We start from the raw sequence: 16485 nt of genomic DNA, 5'->3' as shown, positions 1-16485 counted from the left end.
GCCTCCGATTAGCGCTTTGCCAGCGTGACGCCCGTGGTGTGCACTGTCATGCCACACACAGGAGCAGTAACGTGCGGCAGTAAGTTACCGCAGTGGATACCTTTGCCCGTTGCTCTGACCAACTCTTTGTTTTTAGAACCAAAGCCCATGTAAGCAAACACAGTATCTTGGCGAATGCCCGGCGTGACTAAGGCATGGCCTTCTTCTGTGCCAACACTGCTGGTGAGGCGGATTGGGTCGCCATTGCTGATGCCTAATTTGCCCGCAGTGACGGGGTGAACCCACACAGCGTTATCCGACATCAGGTTAGCGAGCATAGGCACATTGTGGGTTGCACCATTGGTGTGCACCGCCACTTTGCCTTGGATAAAGTACAGCTCATCTGCTTTTTTAAGATTCACTTCGCGGAACTTGATCACCCCACGGCCCGGTGCCATGGCTTCGACTTTCGCGGAAGTGAGTTCAATCTTGCCGCTCGGGGTTTTAAAGGTCAGTGCGCTGGCGTAAGTGCCGTCTTCATCGGCAGGTCGCGCATTGGGGTATGCCTTAATAAACTCGGCAACCATCTTAGGCTCGCACAACATAATTGGCTTACCGAAGCTCACAAAACCTTCGTCTTTGATACGGCGCAGCAGGTCAGTGTCGCGGTTCACCTGCAGCATTTGCAGGGTTTCCATGTTTTCCCATGGATAGAACTCGCCAAGGCCCATAGCCACACCCACATCCTTAAAGATCTGCCAAGAAGGCTTAGTATCACCTAAGGTTTCAACGACCCGTTGGCGCACATAATAGGCCGGATTTTTACCTGACTTATCAGCAATTTCTTCATCACGTTCAAGATAAGTTGACTCAGGTAAAATCACGTCCGCATAGGCGGCGGTTTCGCTGATATACACATCACACACGGCGATAAAGTCGAGCTTTTTCATCGCTTCAACAACGCGTGCTCTGTCTGTCATGGTTTGCATTGGGTTAGTGCGTGACATCACCCAACCGTGTAACTGGTAAGGCACAGCGCTTAATGTGGCATCGAGAATGGTTTGGTAAACGCCGCCCGATGTCCACATCATGGCGTACTGTTCTTCCACCTGATCGATACGTTTCGCTGCTGGTTTTGGCATGTCTTTCACGCCAGGTTTTGCCAATACGGGCGCAACCGCTTCACCGGCAAGCTTGTTGTAATCACCGGGTTTCTGGCCGATATAAATCCCGCCCTTACGCTCAATATTACCAATCAAGACGTTGGCGGCGTAAAGGGCGCGGCGCATCTCAAACTCTTCGGTGGTAAAGGTGGCTCTGTGACCAAAATCGACCACAGCATGGGGCGCTTTAGCGGCATATTCGTGGGCGATACGACGAATGTCTTTGGCAGGCACATCGGAGATGGTTTCAGCCCATTCAGGGGTATAGGCTTTCACTTCGGCGGCAAAGGCTTCGAAGCCTTCCACATAGCGCGCGACAAATGCCTTGTCGTAAAGATTATCTTCAATCAATACATGGCATAACGCCAAGGCGACGGCCACGTCGGTACCGGGGCGAATGGCGTACCATTCATCGGCTTTATCGGCCACGACGGAGAATCTTGGCTCGAACACCACCAGCTTGGCACCTTTGTCCATTTGCGCCGCCATCATGCCGCGGGTTTCGGACATATTGATGCCTTCGTACAGGTTATGGCCGAAGTTAATGATGTATTTAGAATTACTTAAATCACGTTTAACCTTAGTGCCAAAAATAGCCTTAGCGGCAATTTCATAACCACCAGGGCAAGTCGACGCGTGGGTAAAGGTATTTGGACTACCAAAGGCGGTCGCAAGGTGAAACAAATGCTTTTCTTGTGAGCCAGATTTTGACGAGAATGCCACGGCTTCTGGGCCATGTTCTTTTTTGATTTTATTGAGGTTTTCAGCGATTAATTTATAAGCTTCATCCCAACTGATCTCAGCCCATTTGCCTTCGCCGCGCTCACCGACCCGCTTTAACGGTTTAACGATACGCTGTGGATCGTACAATAAACTATGGCCTGCGCCGCCACGGGCACACACTTTACCGCCAAAGGATTTAGCGGCCTTGTTGCCACTAATGAAGACGTTTTTGCCCTCAATCACCCGCGCCGAAATCGGGCAACGGGTCGAACACATTTCACAAATACTGGCAATGTCTTTGCCCATGCCCTTTAGCTGCTTATTCTCTAATGCCGCTAAGCTGCCCGGCAGCAGACTGGCCAACGCACACGTGGCGCTGCTCGCTCCTGCTCCCTTTAAAAAGGTTCGCCTATTAAGCTCAATCATGGTTACCTCCATCACGCTCATCCCACCCGTCAGTCGCCACATTGGGCGCCATCGAGCAGAGGTTTGCTCACTGATTTGATTACTTTTTTAGTTATAAAGCGTTAAAACAGCGTCACCATATCTTCAAAATACACGGCATACGCTGAATACACTGCTCATCCACAGAGATTGTTATCCCGAAAGAGGTAGGTGGGTATTGTGGTAAACCACATAGGGAAGCTCGGTGTGATCTACCGCAACTAAAACCTAGGACTGACCTTGAAATACGTGAATAAGATCAATAGGTCTTAAAAAACGGACAGAAAAAGCCGCCAGATGGGACAAATGGCGGCTTCAAAAACAAACAGATATTTCAGTAAATTGCGATAACACTCGTGGGATGAGCATCACTATGCTGAGTGGAAAGTTGAGTGAAAAGCTGAGTAAAAACCTACCACTATCCTTAATCCATTAATTCTATATCGAGGCAGTTGAGCAGCCGAATCGCTTCGTCACGGCTAAACTTAGCGCCTTTGATTTTATTGTTAAAAATGTCGATATCGTAATTGGATGCCTCGCTGAAATCCGCCTCCAATAATTGAGTTCGGCCAAACAGACTATGACTAAAATCCGTGTAGGTGAAATTGGCTTGATTAAAACTGCCCTCGCGAAAATCGACATCGTGGGCCTTACACTCTTCGATGATAATTTCATCGAGGGACAAACCTAAAAATGAGCAATCATTTAAGATGGATTGCTTAAAGGAAAAGGGCGCGGCAAAGGATAAACGCGACCACGCGGCGCGGGTCCAATCGATACCGACTAACTTACATTCTTCAAACTCCACCCCGCTGAACTGACACTGGGGCACTTTCACTAAACTTAAGTTGCAACGCACAAAGCGGCAATCGATAAACTTGCATTTACGGAAAGTGCTCTCGCTAAAATGGCAATCTTGAAAGCAGCAATCCTCAAACTCGATGCCCTGTAGATCTTGGGCTAATTCCGACAAGCCATTGAACTGTTTTGATAAAAAACTATTGCCTTGCAAAGCCGCACTTTGCGCGAGTTGCGATGGCGCAAGCACTGATTGTTTAAGTACAGGCACTTCTTTCTGTGACGACATAACACCTCTAATCCTGCCCAATCCCCAGCAATAAAATATGCAGGGCAATTGGGCTAGATACTGCTTATTGTTTACTCTCTGATACGAGGCTTGAGACTCACTGGCTAAATGCTCGCGACGAGTTCCTCAAGCTGATCGGTCGCTTTAGACCACCCCTGATAAAACCCCATATCCTCATGATTCTGCCTATCTTCACTATTCCAATGCAGCACCCGCGCAGTGTACTTGGTCTTGCCGTCCACAGGTTCAAAAGTAATAGTTGCCGTCATAAAGGCTTTATCGGACGGCACCCAAGCCTCAGTAAAGGCATCGGTAAATACGATGCGCTCATTCTCAACCACCTCGAGATACACGCCACGATTCGGGAAATCCTGTCCCTCAGGGCTACGCATCACGATCACATTTGAACCACCAGCACGCACATCTAAGCTCGCGCTAGCCACAGTCCACGGCCTTGGCGTAAACCAAATTTTGAGGAGTTCTGGCTCGGTCCACGCGCGGAACAGCTTTTCTGGCGGCGCATCGATAATCCGCTCTAATACTAGCTCTCGTTGATTATCATTATGTACATGCTGACTTGTGCTCATATTCCCTCCATTGGATATTTGGCTTGATGGTCTTGTCGGCTGCAGCTACGTCATAAGCTCGCACATCAGCGCACTAAAATACAGCCCTTCAACATTCGCTCGTCCGCAGAACACCAGCACTCCATCATGCTCAGCACTGAGTGTTAGCGCGTGATTCCCTTGCAAATCCTTACGCCCGCTAGATTCAAGCCACAGAACTATATAAAGAGCAGTGTAAAGGGCTGTGTAAAGATCTATGCAAAGAGCGATGCAAATAGCCGTGGCAAATTTTGTCAAAAAAGGTAGAATGTCGCCACTTTTTCGCGGCAGTCTAGAACAAGGTTCTCTCGGATTAATGGTTAGCATTTTCGAGCAAAATGGCACGGGCCCAGCCCGCTTTCGCAGACCACTTTCACTGTGGTGCCAACCTTGCCCTGCGTTTGTTCCCTCCCTTGCATTATCTCCACCCAACACAATTCAAACACCGCCCGAAAATACCCCTTTTGCTGTTCAAGATTTAACATCAAATCCCGCAAACTGGCTGAATGCTTTACGCCCTAAGCCAAGCGCGAATAATAAAGCAGTTGCAATGAATCTGGCTGTTGCTAACGCCATAGTCCATCTGCAAACCGACACTTATAAAAACCTTATCCCTACACTCTCTATCCTAAGGAATACTCGTCATGAGTCTTGCTGATTCCGTATTAGCCGTGAATAACGATTTGCCAATCCGCACCGACAGCCCAGTCCACAGCGGCAAGGTTCGCAGCGTTTACTGGCTAACCGATGCCGACAGCCGCCGTTTAATCAAAACCAAGGGTTATAACGTCCCCGAAGATACCCCGCTCGCCATCATGGTGATCAGCGACCGTATCTCGGCCTTCGACTGTATCTTCCACGGTGAAGGTGGCCTCAAAGGCATTCCCGGTAAAGGCGCGGCATTAAACGCGATTTCTAACCACTGGTTTAAACTGTTCGCCGAAAACGGCCTAGCCGACAGCCATATTTTGGATATCCCGCACCCGTTCGTATGGATAGTCCAAAAAGCCCGCCCCATTAAAGTCGAAGCCATTTGCCGCCAGTACATCACAGGCTCAATGTGGCGCGCTTACTCTAAGGGCGAGCGAGTATTCTGTGGCATCACACTGCCAGAAGGCTTAGAGAAAGATCAAAAGCTCCCTGATCTGTTAATCACTCCATCGACTAAGGGTATTTTAACCGGCATCCCAGGCGTACCCGCTCAAGATGACGTGAACATCAGCCGCAGCGATATCGAAGCCAACTACCAAGCCTTTGGCTTTGAAAAGTTAGAAGATATCGACCTGTACGAGAAGCTGTTAAAAGATGGCTTTAAAGTGATTTCAAAAGCACTGGCCGACATTGACCAAGTGTTTGTCGATACCAAGTTCGAGTTTGGCTATGTGACCGACAAAGATGGCAACTCAAAGCTGATTTATATGGATGAAGTCGGCACCCCAGACTCATCACGTATTTGGGACGGCGCCGCCTACCGCGATGGCAAGATTTTGGAAAACTCCAAAGAGGGTTTCCGCCAGTTCCTGCTAAATCATTTCCCTGATCCTGATGTGCTGCTCAACAAAGACAGAATGCCAGAGCGTGAAGCCCTCGCCCGCGACAATGACCTGCCACTTGAGGCCATGATGCAAGTGTCACGCACTTACACCGGCGTTGCCGAGAAAGTGACTGGCGCTCCAATCCCGCTGCCAGCGAATCCAAAGGCAGATATTATTAAGATACTCAAAGATGAGTATGATCTGATTGTGTAATAGAAAGTTGTAATCAAATCTGAGGTTTTGGGTGGTTTACCCATAACTGAATAGTAGAAAAGGCGCTTAGGCGCCTTTTTGTTTAAGTCATTCACAAACTTAACCAATACACCGCTGATAATTAAGCACTGTCATTCCAGTGACACGCCATAAACTCATCCATGAGGGCTCGACGACGGCATCCATGCCGTCAACGGTCACTTACATGCCAATGCTTAATCCCGCCAACCCATCTAGTAATCAGTATGCCTTTTTACAAGCATACACTTTGCAAAATTAACAATGGATGGCTCGTTAAATTTTAATGCCAACACCCCGCGGCAACTTCGCAGGGGGGATTGGTGTACTCTAGTGGTTTCAGTGTTAGCGGTTAATCTCAAAAAAGTTCTGCCTGCCTCATATTTCTATTACAGGTTGCTTGCCTTGCAAGATTACGTTAGTAAGATGTTGTTCATAAAATAAATCAAAGCATTGTTACTCGTGAATGTCCATGATAAGCCTCCTAGACTTGCGAACGAATCAGGACGCACCTAGCAAATATTTAGAATGATGGCTTTATCTTATTCCTGCTGCAAATCGGCTAAGTGCAACAAATAAACGTTATCGCCAGCAAAAAGCGCAGACCGTGACGTCAACCCTCTGCACAGTTTTATGCACTAAATTTGGGTATTGAGCGTCTCAGCCCTTTGGCAAAACTATACGATTCGTTAGGTTAAACAAGAGAGAGAACATGCAGCAAACAGTGGTGAAGACGTATAAGGGAAGCCAGGAACAGGCTACATCTGAATACAAGGAAGATGCGGAAAGGATGGCAAAACGTGGCTACACATCGAGCAGCCAAGTGTGGACTGCGGGCTCTTACGGGTGCGGCTCGTTTGTCATCGCACTGCTGCTTTGCTTTATCCTGATCGGCATCTTGGTTTTTATCTACATGCTAATAGTGAAGCCTGCTGGAACTCTCACTGTAACGTACGTGTTGGCCCCCCGCACAGAACTTGAAAGAGTCTGTCCCAAGTGCGCAGAGCATGTAAAAGCAGCCGCAGCCGTATGTAGATTCTGCGGACATACCTTCGAGACGGCGTTCACCTCACCAATAACTATCGCGGCAACACCATCAAGGGCAGAGGTATTCGGAAGAAAGTTGGGCAGCTTCTATGCAAAAATGTGGCGAAAGTAATGAGATACAAAGATGGGACAAGCAAAATTCTTTTGGGATTAATAGCAACACAGTGGCTACAGAAGTTCACTCTCCACTGCCAAGTTGTTGAAGGACGTTGAACAGAAAAGATAGGACATGTATCACTCACTTGGGATTACGGCCAATACCGCGGCAATAGAAGGTCACCTACCCTCGGAGTTGCCGCAGGGCATTAGCGTTCGTTGCGTGATCGAGGCATGGATGCCGAGATAGCGTCAGTCGAATCAGGGACGAGCGTCTGACGCGATAGCATAAGGGCGCTAATTGCCCAAGGGGCTTTCAACTCCGTTAGGGAGCGGCAAGGGAGATCCAAGAGGGAATTGCTGTTGATCCCCTTTTGGTCGGGTGTGGGGTGAAGCCCCACGACCTTGATTTTGACTTTGCTTTAAAAAAACTATGAGAGACATATTAACCATATAAAAAAGGTGTGACACTTAGCGCGTCACACCTAAATAATTAATATTTAAATTATAAATATCGACAACAAATAATTAGAAGCGATATTCAACACCGATACTGGCTTGATTAAAGTCTGTATCTGTTTTCCCGCCATTGGCGACGCTATCGACATTAATATCTGCATCATACCAAGTATACTCAGCATTAATTAAAAATCGATCTGTGACTTTAAATGCCACACCGGCGCCGGCGAATACACCTTCACCATCGTCATTGCCAGAAAAACCGACGACGTCATAATCTGTCGAATACCATAACTGACCACCTTTAGCATATAGCTCAACTCGGTCTGCAATGGGAAGCATGACTTTAAGGGCTGCCGTATAACCATCGGTTTCGGCATTGGCTAAACCATTACCATAATCACCAAAGTTAATGTAACTACCTTCAAGAGCAAGGTATTTATTAAACTTATAACCAACAAGACCCTGCATTACATCACTATTATCATCAAAATCATCATCGCCATCGACTTTTAAATAACCGTAGTTAGCGCCGACATAGATTCCGTTTTCTGCGGCATCACTGTTGCTCATGTTATCAGCATGAGAATATGCACTAAAAGAGGCTAAAGAAATAATGGCAGCTAAAGTAAGAATGGGATTTTTCATAAAGTACTCCTAGTTAATTATTTAAATACACTAAGGACACTACAAAAATAATGCCAACCTCGAAAAACCACACTCAGATCAATACATAATGAAAATAATAACCATACTTATCAACACTATAGATTTATTTTAATATTTTAAATTCGAGTTAACTATTTTTATAAAACACATGAAACTTTTTTCATACTTACACTAAAGCCGTGCTAATTCTGTCTTAATGTATTTATTGCCTGTGAAATTGTAACTATTTCATAGGCAATAAAATAAACATACAACTTTATTACATTCAATTAATTCTATTATCATTTCTATTGTGCGACTTCTTTATTAAAGCAAGTTTATTAAAGCAAGCTTTAACGGGAATACTGTGCGGCAGCGTTATGAACAAGAGTTATGGATGACGAACTGATTGTTAAACATGGACGTTATTTGGCAAGGAATATCCAAAAGGGGAACTGGTACTTTCCCCTTTTGGTCGACTCTTGATGAAAAATCAAGAATGAAGCCCACTACTTTCATTTGGGTTTACATAAAAACAGACTGAAAGAGAAGCGAGATTTAACAAGTCACACTGACATTATGAGCAGACCTTCTGTTACCAAACTTCAACAGAAGGTCAAATCTTCACGCAAACAAACAGCGCATTACCTGATGCTAAATCCCACGGGACAATTCTTTCATAATCGTGTTCGAAAACATGCACTTCAAAATAGGGCGCTAATAATTCCTGCAGCTCAGTGAAGCTGGTAGCGACCATAGCATGTTGGTCTTGCCATTGCTCAATACTGTGGACTTCTTGTAAACCCACTTCTTGCAAACCTGCGGCGTGTAACCCAGCTTCCAGCGAGCCTAAGCCTTTCATATCAGAGACAGGTAAAGGCGAGACCTCAGCAAACGGCTGACTGCTTTTGGCAATACTCAACTTTAATGACTGTTTCTCACCTTGCCCACTGTAATGCCAGCCAGATTCAAAGGCGAAATGGCTACCATCAAACTCGGCAAAATGCTTAACCGAACTTGTGTTATCGATTCTGTGCTTATCGACAGTATTAAAACAAAACAGCCCACCGTCATTAAGTGCGCTATGCACACTGGCGATACAGCTTTTAAGGCGTTCGATGCAAGCACTGTAATGGATGGAATATAAAAAACAGGTAATCAAATCGACGCGCTCTTCTAAATAAAAAGCCGTCATATCTTGGAGGTTAAACTGAGCTTCAGGACAACGACGCATGGCCATGTCTAGCATAGGCTGATTAATATCAAGGCCACTGCACTGATAACCAAGGTCGATAAAATGCCGCACATGTGGACCAGTGCCACAGGCTAAATCAAGATGTTGCTTACCATTATTGCCGAGGAACTGATGCAGACGATGGATGCTCGCGCTCTGTTGCTGGTAGTTGATATCGGAACACATTAAATCGTAATAACCGGATAAATCGGTATAGAGCGCGTTGGAAGACATAGTAGCGAGTAGGTAACAAGGGCAATTTTAGGTGGCGCATGATATATCAGTTAGCCGATATCAGAAACAAAGAATTATCCATCGAGTCTCAGCAGGTGTTATCACTCTAATCGTGCAACGATATCAATCCACCTAACCATTTACTTTGGGGCGTGAAAGCTCAGCTCTTCATAGGAACTTAAATATTCGAGTTGTGGTTTGGCAAAATAATACCCCTGAAAATACTCAATCCCTATTCCAGCGAGATAATTAAGTTCGGCTTCAGTCTCAATGCCTTCGGCCAAAACTCTTGTATTAAGCTCTAAACAAATACGCAGTATTTCATCCACGGCTAACTGCTTTTCTCTATCAAGATCGATATCACGGATCAAGGTCATATCAAGTTTTAATACTTGAGGGCGCAGGGCTTCGAGCCAGCTTAAATCAGCAAAACCACTGCCAAAATCATCGATTGCCGTGATAAAACCACGCTTAGCATAGCTCTCGAAGATACGGACTAATTTTGCCCGATCAACAATTTGCTCGCCCTCAGTCACTTCGAACATGATTTTGTGAATATCAAACCCATACATGTCGGCGGCTTCAATCGTCGCGCGGATACAGGTCTCAGGGTTATATACGGCATTAGGTAAAAAGTTGATACTGAGCATCTTATCGAGTCCCAGTTTTGAAGCGGTTTCTATCGCTTTAACACGGCAAGCCTGATCAAAATAGTATTTATTATTTTCATTAATCCGCTCAAACACCCACGCAGCCCCTTCACCATCAGGGCCTCGGACCAGGGCTTCATAACCGCTAATCTCACGACTAGGCCAATGGATAATAGGTTGAAATGCCATTCGAATTTCAAATCCTAATGACTTACCACTTAAGCAATCCATGCAAGTTTGTTGCTTTATTCGAGCGGGAAAATCCATAAACGGCCTCCTAAACATTAACCTTACTAGTGTGAGGATAAATACTTAAATTTGCCAGTTTTTACTGTTCATCATCCTAATAAAATCCATCACATATAGAGTGAAGAATGCTATTTCCAAAAATATAAAACGATTGTAAACGGCATAAAAAAATGGATGAATCTCAATAGGAGCTTCATCCATCACCATAGGCCTCTGACTGATTTACTTCAGTTTATAAACCACTTCAACTCTATCTTCTATGCTCACTTGACCATATTGATAACTCTCGGCGGCGCCCATGGCATCGGCTTTAGCACTCATGCGTAACATGACAGGTTGCACAGGGCGTTGATCGTAATAACGGATCTGCCAAATCTTACCGAGATTTTCACCAAAGCCTTTAGCCAAAGATTCGGCTTTTTGTTTGGCATCCACAATCGCAGCTTGACGTGCTTTGGCGACGTATTCAGCTTCTTTGCTCGACTTAAGGGCGATGTTATTGACCCGATTCATGCCCTCTTCTAAGGCAGAATCTAAAATAGCATTCAAGCGGCTTAAGTCTGTTACCGTCACGGTAATTTGGCGACTGGCAGTATAACCCGTCAGCTCTGGCGCTTTATCCTGCACATACACATATTGCGGTTGAAGATTTAAATTCGCGCTCTGGATCTGATCTTTAGTCACACCCGCTGCGGTGAGACGGGCGATAAACTTAGCCACGGCGGCATCGGAATTATCTTTGGCGGCTTTAGCGGTTTTTTCGGTCACGGCCACTTCCACATTCACATCCGCCATATCGGGCTCGACTTGGATTTGGCTGACCCCCATGGTTTCAATATGCGGGAAATCGACCTCAGCGGCAATCACTGCTGGCGCCATAAACGCGCTAGAAAAAAGACCACCCGCCACCAATACCGCTAAAAGAGAATTTTTCATAACTTACTCCAAAATAATGTGCTTATACCTAAACCACTTCAAATAGAACGCATATTCAAAACGAGACGGCTAAAACGACCGTGTCGCTTATTTAGCGCTTAGGCTATCAGTAAAAAGTGCCAATACTTGTGCCAATATGTAACAGCATCAAGAAATTGTCTCTTGCCCCTATAAACGTGGCCAATTTTAAAAAGGGTTAATTTTTCTGAAAAATGTTTAGCGCTTTTTATCCAGATGAGTTCGACCTTGGATCTTTGGCTTGTCTTCCTATATCCACACCCAAAATAGGCCTTAGGGTTAACTGGCATATTCAGCGCCCCAGTTGTACACTTTTCAGCCAAAGCTACTGTACCTTTTAATCACTTCAGGTATAATCCGCCAACTTTTTTAAGGCGGCTTATACCTCAGCGAGAAACCATGACAGTTGAAACTTTTAAACCCAAGCAAACGACCACGCTTGATATCCCAGTCAAAACATTAGAAGCAGCAAGCACTAATGCTGTTGCCACTGGGAATCGCATCGGTTTCGTGTCTTTGGGCTGCCCAAAAAACCTCGTGGATTCAGAGCGTATTCTGACTCAGTTACGCATCGACGGCTACGAAGTCACTAACAGCTACGACAATGCCGACTTAGTTATCGTCAATACCTGCGGCTTTATCGATGCTGCGGTGGAAGAGTCTCTGGATGCTGTGCGTGAAGCCTTAGAAGAAAACGGCAAAGTGATCGTCACTGGCTGCCTTGGCGCTAAAGAAAACCAAATCCGCGAAGTGCACCCTGATGTGTTAGAAATCACTGGCCCACACAGCTACGAAGCGGTGTTGAAGCATGTTCACAAGTACGTGCCTAAGCCAGAGCACAACCCTTTCACCTCATTAATCCCACAAACTGGGGTTAAGTTAACGCCTAAGCATTACGCTTATTTAAAGATTTCAGAAGGTTGCGACAACCGTTGTACTTTCTGCATCATCCCTTCGCTACGTGGCGATCTCGACAGCCGCCCAGCGGGCAGCATCTTAGATGAAGCTAAGCGTTTAGTGGAATCAGGCGTACAAGAAATTCTAGTTGTGAGCCAAGACACCTCGGCCTACGGCAAAGACAAAGGCGGTCGTACCGATTTTTGGAACGGTATGCCAGTCAAGCAAGACATTACTAGCCTAGCGCGCCAACTGGGTAAAATGGGCGCTTGGGTGCGTCTGCATTATATCTATCCCTACCCATGGGTTGACGATTTGATCCCCTTGATGGCCGAAGGTTTGATTCTGCCGTATTTGGATATTCCAATGCAGCATGCAAGCCCGCGCATCCTCAAGATGATGAAGCGTCCAGGCCGTGTTGACCGTCAGTTAGAAGCGATTCAACGCTGGCGTGAAATCTGCCCAGATCTGGTGATCCGCTCAACCTTCATCGTCGGCTTCCCAGGTGAAACCGAAGAGGATTTCCAAATCCTGCTCGATTTCTTGAAAGAAGCTCGTCTCGACCGCGTAGGTTGCTTTAAGTATTCTGAAGTCGATGGCGCTGTCGCCAACACTATCGCCGAGCTTATCAGCGAAGAAGTGAAAGAAGACAGATACCACAGATTTATGGAACTCCAAGCCGAGATCAGCGCCGAGCGTTTGGCCCGTTTCGTTGGCCGTACTTTAGATATTCTGATTGACGATGTCGACGAAGAAGGCGCCATTGGCCGCAGCTTCGCCGATGCACCAGAAATCGACGGCATGGTGTTTATCAATGGTGAAACTGAACTTGAGCCAGGTATGTTGGTTCGTGCCCGCATCACCCATTCAGACGAACACGATCTGTGGGCCGAAATAGTCGACGCTGACACCCAAGACTAAGCTGTTCTGATACAGGACAGGCTATTACTCAAAAGCGAACCTCTGGTTCGCTTTTTGTTTTTTATCATTCGATGCACCGTAAACATTAACACTGCGAATGCTTCAGCATCCTTACTCCACTGTTTGGCCTCACTATCTCATCACACTGTTTCTTTTCATTATCTTGGATCACTATCTTGATTCATTGCCAGCCTCAATTTCGCTGATTTATCAGCAGCTAGGATGAGACGTTATGAATTAAGCATCGGGTCCCAACATCTTATTGGCATCGACCCAAAGCTCGAATTCTTCTGCTGTCACAAACTAAAGTTCTAATGCCGCTTGGCGCAGAGTCTTATGCTCGCTATGGGCTTTTTTGGCTATCTTAGCGGCCTTTTCATAACCGATATGTTGATTCAGCGCCGTCACTAGCATGAGTGAGTTTTCCACATGCTTAGCAATTTGTGGTTCATTTGCCACTATGCCGACCACGCAGTGATCGTTAAACGACTGGCAAGCATCCCCCAATAAGCGCCCCGATTGCAGTACATTAGCGATAATCATAGGCTTAAACACATTGAGCTCAAACTGACCATTGCTGCCGCCAATCCCAACGGCGACATCATTACCCATGATTTGCGCGCACACCATAGTCATAGCCTCGACCTGAGTCGGGTTCACTTTTCCCGGCATGATCGACGAACCGGGTTCATTTTCAGGCAGTAATAACTCACCAATGCCACAGCGCGGGCCAGAACCTAACATCCTAATATCATTTGCGATCTTCATTAAACTAACCGCCGCCACTTTATAGGCCGCCGATAGGGCGACTAATTCATCGTGGGCAGCAAGGGCTGCAAACTTATTCGGCGCAGTCACAAAGGGCAAACCCGTGAGTTTTGCGATATTGTCCGCCACCTTAACGGCGTAATCCTTGTGTGTATTCAACCCAGTGCCGACGGCGGTCGCACCTAAAGCTAACTCGGCCACCCGCTTAAGACTGTGCTCAATGCCTTCGATGGCATGACTTAACTGCGCGGCGTAACCCGAAAACTCTTGGCCTAAGGTTAACGGTGTTGCATCCATAAAATGCGTGCGACCGATTTTAACTAGGTGCGCAAACTCCTCGGCCTTATCCTGCAAGCTCTGCTGCAATAACCTCATGCAGGGCAAAACGAGCTCAACCGCTTGGCGATAGGCGGCAATGTGCATGGCGGTGGGAAAAGTATCGTTGGAAGATTGCGAGCGGTTAACATCATCATTGGGATGTAAACATTTAACCGCATCAATAAGTTGCCCACCCGAGAGCACATGGCCGCGATAGGCAATCACCTCATTGACGTTCATATTGGTTTGTGTGCCCGAACCCGTTTGCCAAATCACTAAAGGAAATTGCGCATCGAGTTCGCCTGCAATCAGCTCATCGCACACTTGGGCAATCAGTTGAGCTTTAGCTTGAGTCAAAGTGCCAAGTTGTTGATTGGTAATAGCGGCGGCTTTCTTTAAATAGCCAAAAGCGTGGATCACTTCGACAGGCATAGATGCCTCAGCACCAATACGAAAGTGCTGCCGCGAACGCTCGGTTTGTGCGCCCCAATAACAATCGACGGGGACTTTCACCTCACCCATAGTGTCGTGTTCAACTCGATATTGCTGTGCCATGTGCATCTCCTTCGCTAAAACGCTCTAAGCGTTCACCATACTCGCTCAGGGCGAAAGTACAATTAACCTCCAACAAGGAGTATCAATAATAAGGCTGATTTAAGCGTAAAGATTGGCGTAAAGGCTGGTGGAGGAGCATGAATTGGCAGGATTAACGAGGTACTAACACAGCAGACTAAAACAGCGAACTGAAGCAGTAAAAAAGCAGATTAGCAAAAGCGCAGACCTAGAAAGTCAAAAGGGGCATCGCCCTTGTGCTGATGCCCCTTTCGGTTTTGTGCCTTACGGTCGTATGACCCTTTGCCCTTTTTCGCTTTCTCGGTGCGGGTCCTAAACAAGGGACTCGTCACTAACGCTTTTAGTGCGTTGTCGGTAATGGTGCCTCGACCACTTTCGTGTTCTAAGGGCATATTTTGCGGTTTTTGCTTAGTCATTTTATGCCTCGCTGCTTAATGAAAGTTAAGCCCATAGCCTAACAGCGCAAACTATAACGCAATCAAATCAGATGTACAGAGTTTGTGCACTCCAACATAAAAAATGACTTTGACTAGTAGGAAAGTATGATAGATTATTCAAACAAAAATAATATATTAGCTTAATAATCAATAAGATTTTATTAATAGGTTTAGTGAGTGGACTTTGCCATAACCTTTATTGGCACTCAGGTTACACTTTGTAATCGACAGATAAGGAGATCAATTTGACATCCGTGTTAGTCGCTCAACCTTGGCTCGGCGCACTGCTTTTACTGATAACGCTTCAAGCCCCGCTTGCCAACGCTTTTTCCAGTTCAGATTCCTGCGTGATGACCATGGGGTATCGCACCAGCGAACGCTTACCCTTTATTGGAGACGAGTCCAATAACACGGGATTTTATCACGAACTCTACCAAGCGGCGGCGGACAAGATTGGCTGCAAACTCAATGTGGTGCGCGCACCTAAATTACGTATTCTGCGGGATCTCAAACTCGGCAATATTGATTTTTATCCCGGCCTTAATTTCACCGAAGAGCGAGCTCAATACGCGCATTTTATCCCCAATGGACTTTCACAACGGGCGATTGGCATTAGCCGTGCTGGCGCCGCCGATATTCGCTCCATTGAACAGTTAGCCCATAATGAGATGACCCTCTTAATCGCCCCCGGCAGTTATGACTTTGGCGGCTTACCCGACAAAATCAAGGTACGCAAACCGCCTGAGTTAACCGTCCCTAAGGCCTTGGATTATTTGCTTTCAAACCAAGGGGACTTTTTTATTTATGATCAAACCACTTTGCATTATTACCTCAAAAATCGCGACCAAAGCCAGTTTAAACTCCACTATCACTACAGCGAATTACCGCAGGAAATGTACCTCGGTTTCTCGAAAAAAAGCCGCCACTACCGCGGTAGACACAACCCCAACTATCGCGCCGATATCCCCATCAGCCCAGATAACAGTCCCACAGTGTTAACACCAGATTCTAAAGTCTTTGAATTTGCCAAAGCACTCGCCGCTATGGATTCCCAAGGTGAAACTCAGCGCTTGTATAGCAAGTATTTTGGCTAGCTTAAATCACAAAAAGTACCGCTAACGCAGAGTTCTATTGGACCTCTTATCAATTGAGATACCAATAAAGAGCTAAGTGAATCATGCCTAACTGATTAAAAAGTGGAAAACTTGTCTTCTGCTCAAGCCATATTCTGAT

At 46.2% G+C, this 16485-nt stretch carries 13 protein-coding genes and 1 pseudogene; 5 read left to right on the top strand and 9 right to left on the bottom strand.

The features are described from left to right. Positions 1-8: 8 nt before the first annotated feature. The 3 genes from phsA to L5M40_RS10380 form a co-directional block, all read right to left on the bottom strand. Positions 9-2291, bottom strand: a complete 2283-nt coding sequence (phsA, locus tag L5M40_RS10390) for a thiosulfate reductase PhsA (RefSeq protein WP_168825633.1) — start codon at positions 2289-2291, stop codon at positions 9-11. 442 nt (positions 2292-2733) lie between these two features. Continuing rightward, positions 2734-3396 carry a pentapeptide repeat-containing protein gene (locus L5M40_RS10385; RefSeq protein WP_107402699.1) on the bottom strand — a complete coding sequence of 221 codons (663 nt, stop codon included), beginning with the start codon at positions 3394-3396 and terminating at the stop codon, positions 2734-2736. A 104-nt stretch (positions 3397-3500) separates the two neighbouring features. Beyond that, positions 3501-3983 (bottom strand): SRPBCC family protein, encoded by a 483-nt coding sequence (locus tag L5M40_RS10380; RefSeq protein ID WP_263256629.1) that lies wholly within the window; start codon positions 3981-3983, stop codon positions 3501-3503. A 247-nt stretch (positions 3984-4230) separates the two neighbouring features. Between L5M40_RS10380 and L5M40_RS10375 the strand changes: the two genes are divergently transcribed. The 3 genes from L5M40_RS10375 (at position 4231) to L5M40_RS10365 (ending at position 6926) form a co-directional block, all read left to right on the top strand. Then, entirely contained in the window at positions 4231-4659 is a 429-nt protein-coding gene (locus tag L5M40_RS10375) for a hypothetical protein (RefSeq protein WP_168825639.1), read from the top strand. After that, a complete protein-coding gene (locus tag L5M40_RS10370; protein ID WP_263256627.1) occupies positions 4646-5749 on the top strand; it encodes a phosphoribosylaminoimidazolesuccinocarboxamide synthase in 1104 nt (367 codons plus the stop codon). The genes L5M40_RS10375 and L5M40_RS10370 overlap by 14 nt, the downstream gene beginning before the upstream one ends. A 730-nt stretch (positions 5750-6479) precedes the next feature. Continuing rightward, entirely contained in the window at positions 6480-6926 is a 447-nt protein-coding gene (locus tag L5M40_RS10365; RefSeq protein ID WP_263256626.1) for a zinc ribbon domain-containing protein, read from the top strand. 512 nt (positions 6927-7438) lie between these two features. Here the strand turns inward: L5M40_RS10365 and L5M40_RS10360 are convergent. From L5M40_RS10360 to L5M40_RS10345, 4 genes are all read right to left on the bottom strand, one after another. After that, positions 7439-8017, bottom strand: coding sequence for a porin family protein (locus L5M40_RS10360; RefSeq protein ID WP_105251308.1), 579 nt, complete (start codon positions 8015-8017; stop codon positions 7439-7441). A 616-nt stretch (positions 8018-8633) separates the two neighbouring features. Next, positions 8634-9485: a class I SAM-dependent DNA methyltransferase gene (locus L5M40_RS10355; protein ID WP_105251307.1), complete on the bottom strand. Its 852-nt coding sequence runs from the start codon at positions 9483-9485 to the stop codon at positions 8634-8636. Between the two features lie 140 nt (positions 9486-9625). Beyond that, positions 9626-10402 carry an EAL domain-containing protein gene (locus L5M40_RS10350; protein ID WP_113940061.1) on the bottom strand — a complete coding sequence of 259 codons (777 nt, stop codon included), beginning with the start codon at positions 10400-10402 and terminating at the stop codon, positions 9626-9628. Positions 10403-10606: 204 nt separating this feature from the next. Further along, positions 10607-11320 carry an oxidative stress defense protein gene (locus tag L5M40_RS10345; RefSeq protein WP_263255282.1) on the bottom strand — a complete coding sequence of 238 codons (714 nt, stop codon included), beginning with the start codon at positions 11318-11320 and terminating at the stop codon, positions 10607-10609. A gap of 417 nt (positions 11321-11737) precedes the next feature. Here L5M40_RS10345 and rimO point away from each other — a divergent pair, with 417 nt between their 5' ends. Next, the gene (rimO, locus tag L5M40_RS10340) at positions 11738-13156 is read left to right on the top strand and encodes a 30S ribosomal protein S12 methylthiotransferase RimO (RefSeq protein WP_263176093.1); all 1419 of its coding nucleotides are present in this window, start codon (positions 11738-11740) and stop codon (positions 13154-13156) included. Positions 13157-13393: 237 nt separating this feature from the next. Here the strand turns inward: rimO and fumC are convergent. Both fumC and L5M40_RS10330 read right to left on the bottom strand, forming a co-directional pair. Further along, positions 13394-14797 (bottom strand): annotated as a pseudogene (gene fumC, locus L5M40_RS10335) (class II fumarate hydratase). A 209-nt stretch (positions 14798-15006) separates the two neighbouring features. Then, a complete protein-coding gene (locus L5M40_RS10330; RefSeq protein ID WP_131523432.1) occupies positions 15007-15231 on the bottom strand; it encodes a ribosome alternative rescue factor ArfA in 225 nt (74 codons plus the stop codon). Between the two features lie 266 nt (positions 15232-15497). Here L5M40_RS10330 and L5M40_RS10325 point away from each other — a divergent pair, with 266 nt between their 5' ends. Next, the gene (locus tag L5M40_RS10325; RefSeq protein WP_317629548.1) at positions 15498-16346 is read left to right on the top strand and encodes a substrate-binding periplasmic protein; all 849 of its coding nucleotides are present in this window, start codon (positions 15498-15500) and stop codon (positions 16344-16346) included. The last annotated feature ends 139 nt before the right edge of the window (positions 16347-16485 follow it).

The organism is Shewanella sp. SM68 (genome assembly GCF_025653925.1).
Classification (GTDB): Bacteria; Pseudomonadota; Gammaproteobacteria; order Enterobacterales; family Shewanellaceae; genus Shewanella; species Shewanella oncorhynchi.
Note: the sequence above shows the minus strand (reverse complement) of the source record. Positions and strands in the feature narration are given on the sequence as shown.

What these genes read in the sequence shown, in the direction of transcription:
- phsA (WP_168825633.1), bottom strand. Translation starts at nt 2,291, where the DNA reads ATGATTGAGCTTAATAGGCGAACCTTTTTAAAGGGAGCAGGAGCGAGC.
- L5M40_RS10385 (WP_107402699.1), bottom strand. Translation starts at nt 3,396, where the DNA reads ATGTCGTCACAGAAAGAAGTGCCTGTACTTAAACAATCAGTGCTTGCG.
- L5M40_RS10380 (WP_263256629.1), bottom strand. Translation starts at nt 3,983, where the DNA reads ATGAGCACAAGTCAGCATGTACATAATGATAATCAACGAGAGCTAGTA.
- L5M40_RS10375 (WP_168825639.1), top strand. Translation starts at nt 4,231, where the DNA reads ATGCAAATAGCCGTGGCAAATTTTGTCAAAAAAGGTAGAATGTCGCCA.
- L5M40_RS10370 (WP_263256627.1), top strand. Translation starts at nt 4,646, where the DNA reads ATGAGTCTTGCTGATTCCGTATTAGCCGTGAATAACGATTTGCCAATC.
- L5M40_RS10365 (WP_263256626.1), top strand. Translation starts at nt 6,480, where the DNA reads ATGCAGCAAACAGTGGTGAAGACGTATAAGGGAAGCCAGGAACAGGCT.
- L5M40_RS10360 (WP_105251308.1), bottom strand. Translation starts at nt 8,017, where the DNA reads ATGAAAAATCCCATTCTTACTTTAGCTGCCATTATTTCTTTAGCCTCT.
- L5M40_RS10355 (WP_105251307.1), bottom strand. Translation starts at nt 9,485, where the DNA reads ATGTCTTCCAACGCGCTCTATACCGATTTATCCGGTTATTACGATTTA.
- L5M40_RS10350 (WP_113940061.1), bottom strand. Translation starts at nt 10,402, where the DNA reads ATGGATTTTCCCGCTCGAATAAAGCAACAAACTTGCATGGATTGCTTA.
- L5M40_RS10345 (WP_263255282.1), bottom strand. Translation starts at nt 11,320, where the DNA reads ATGAAAAATTCTCTTTTAGCGGTATTGGTGGCGGGTGGTCTTTTTTCT.
- rimO (WP_263176093.1), top strand. Translation starts at nt 11,738, where the DNA reads ATGACAGTTGAAACTTTTAAACCCAAGCAAACGACCACGCTTGATATC.
- L5M40_RS10330 (WP_131523432.1), bottom strand. Translation starts at nt 15,231, where the DNA reads ATGACTAAGCAAAAACCGCAAAATATGCCCTTAGAACACGAAAGTGGT.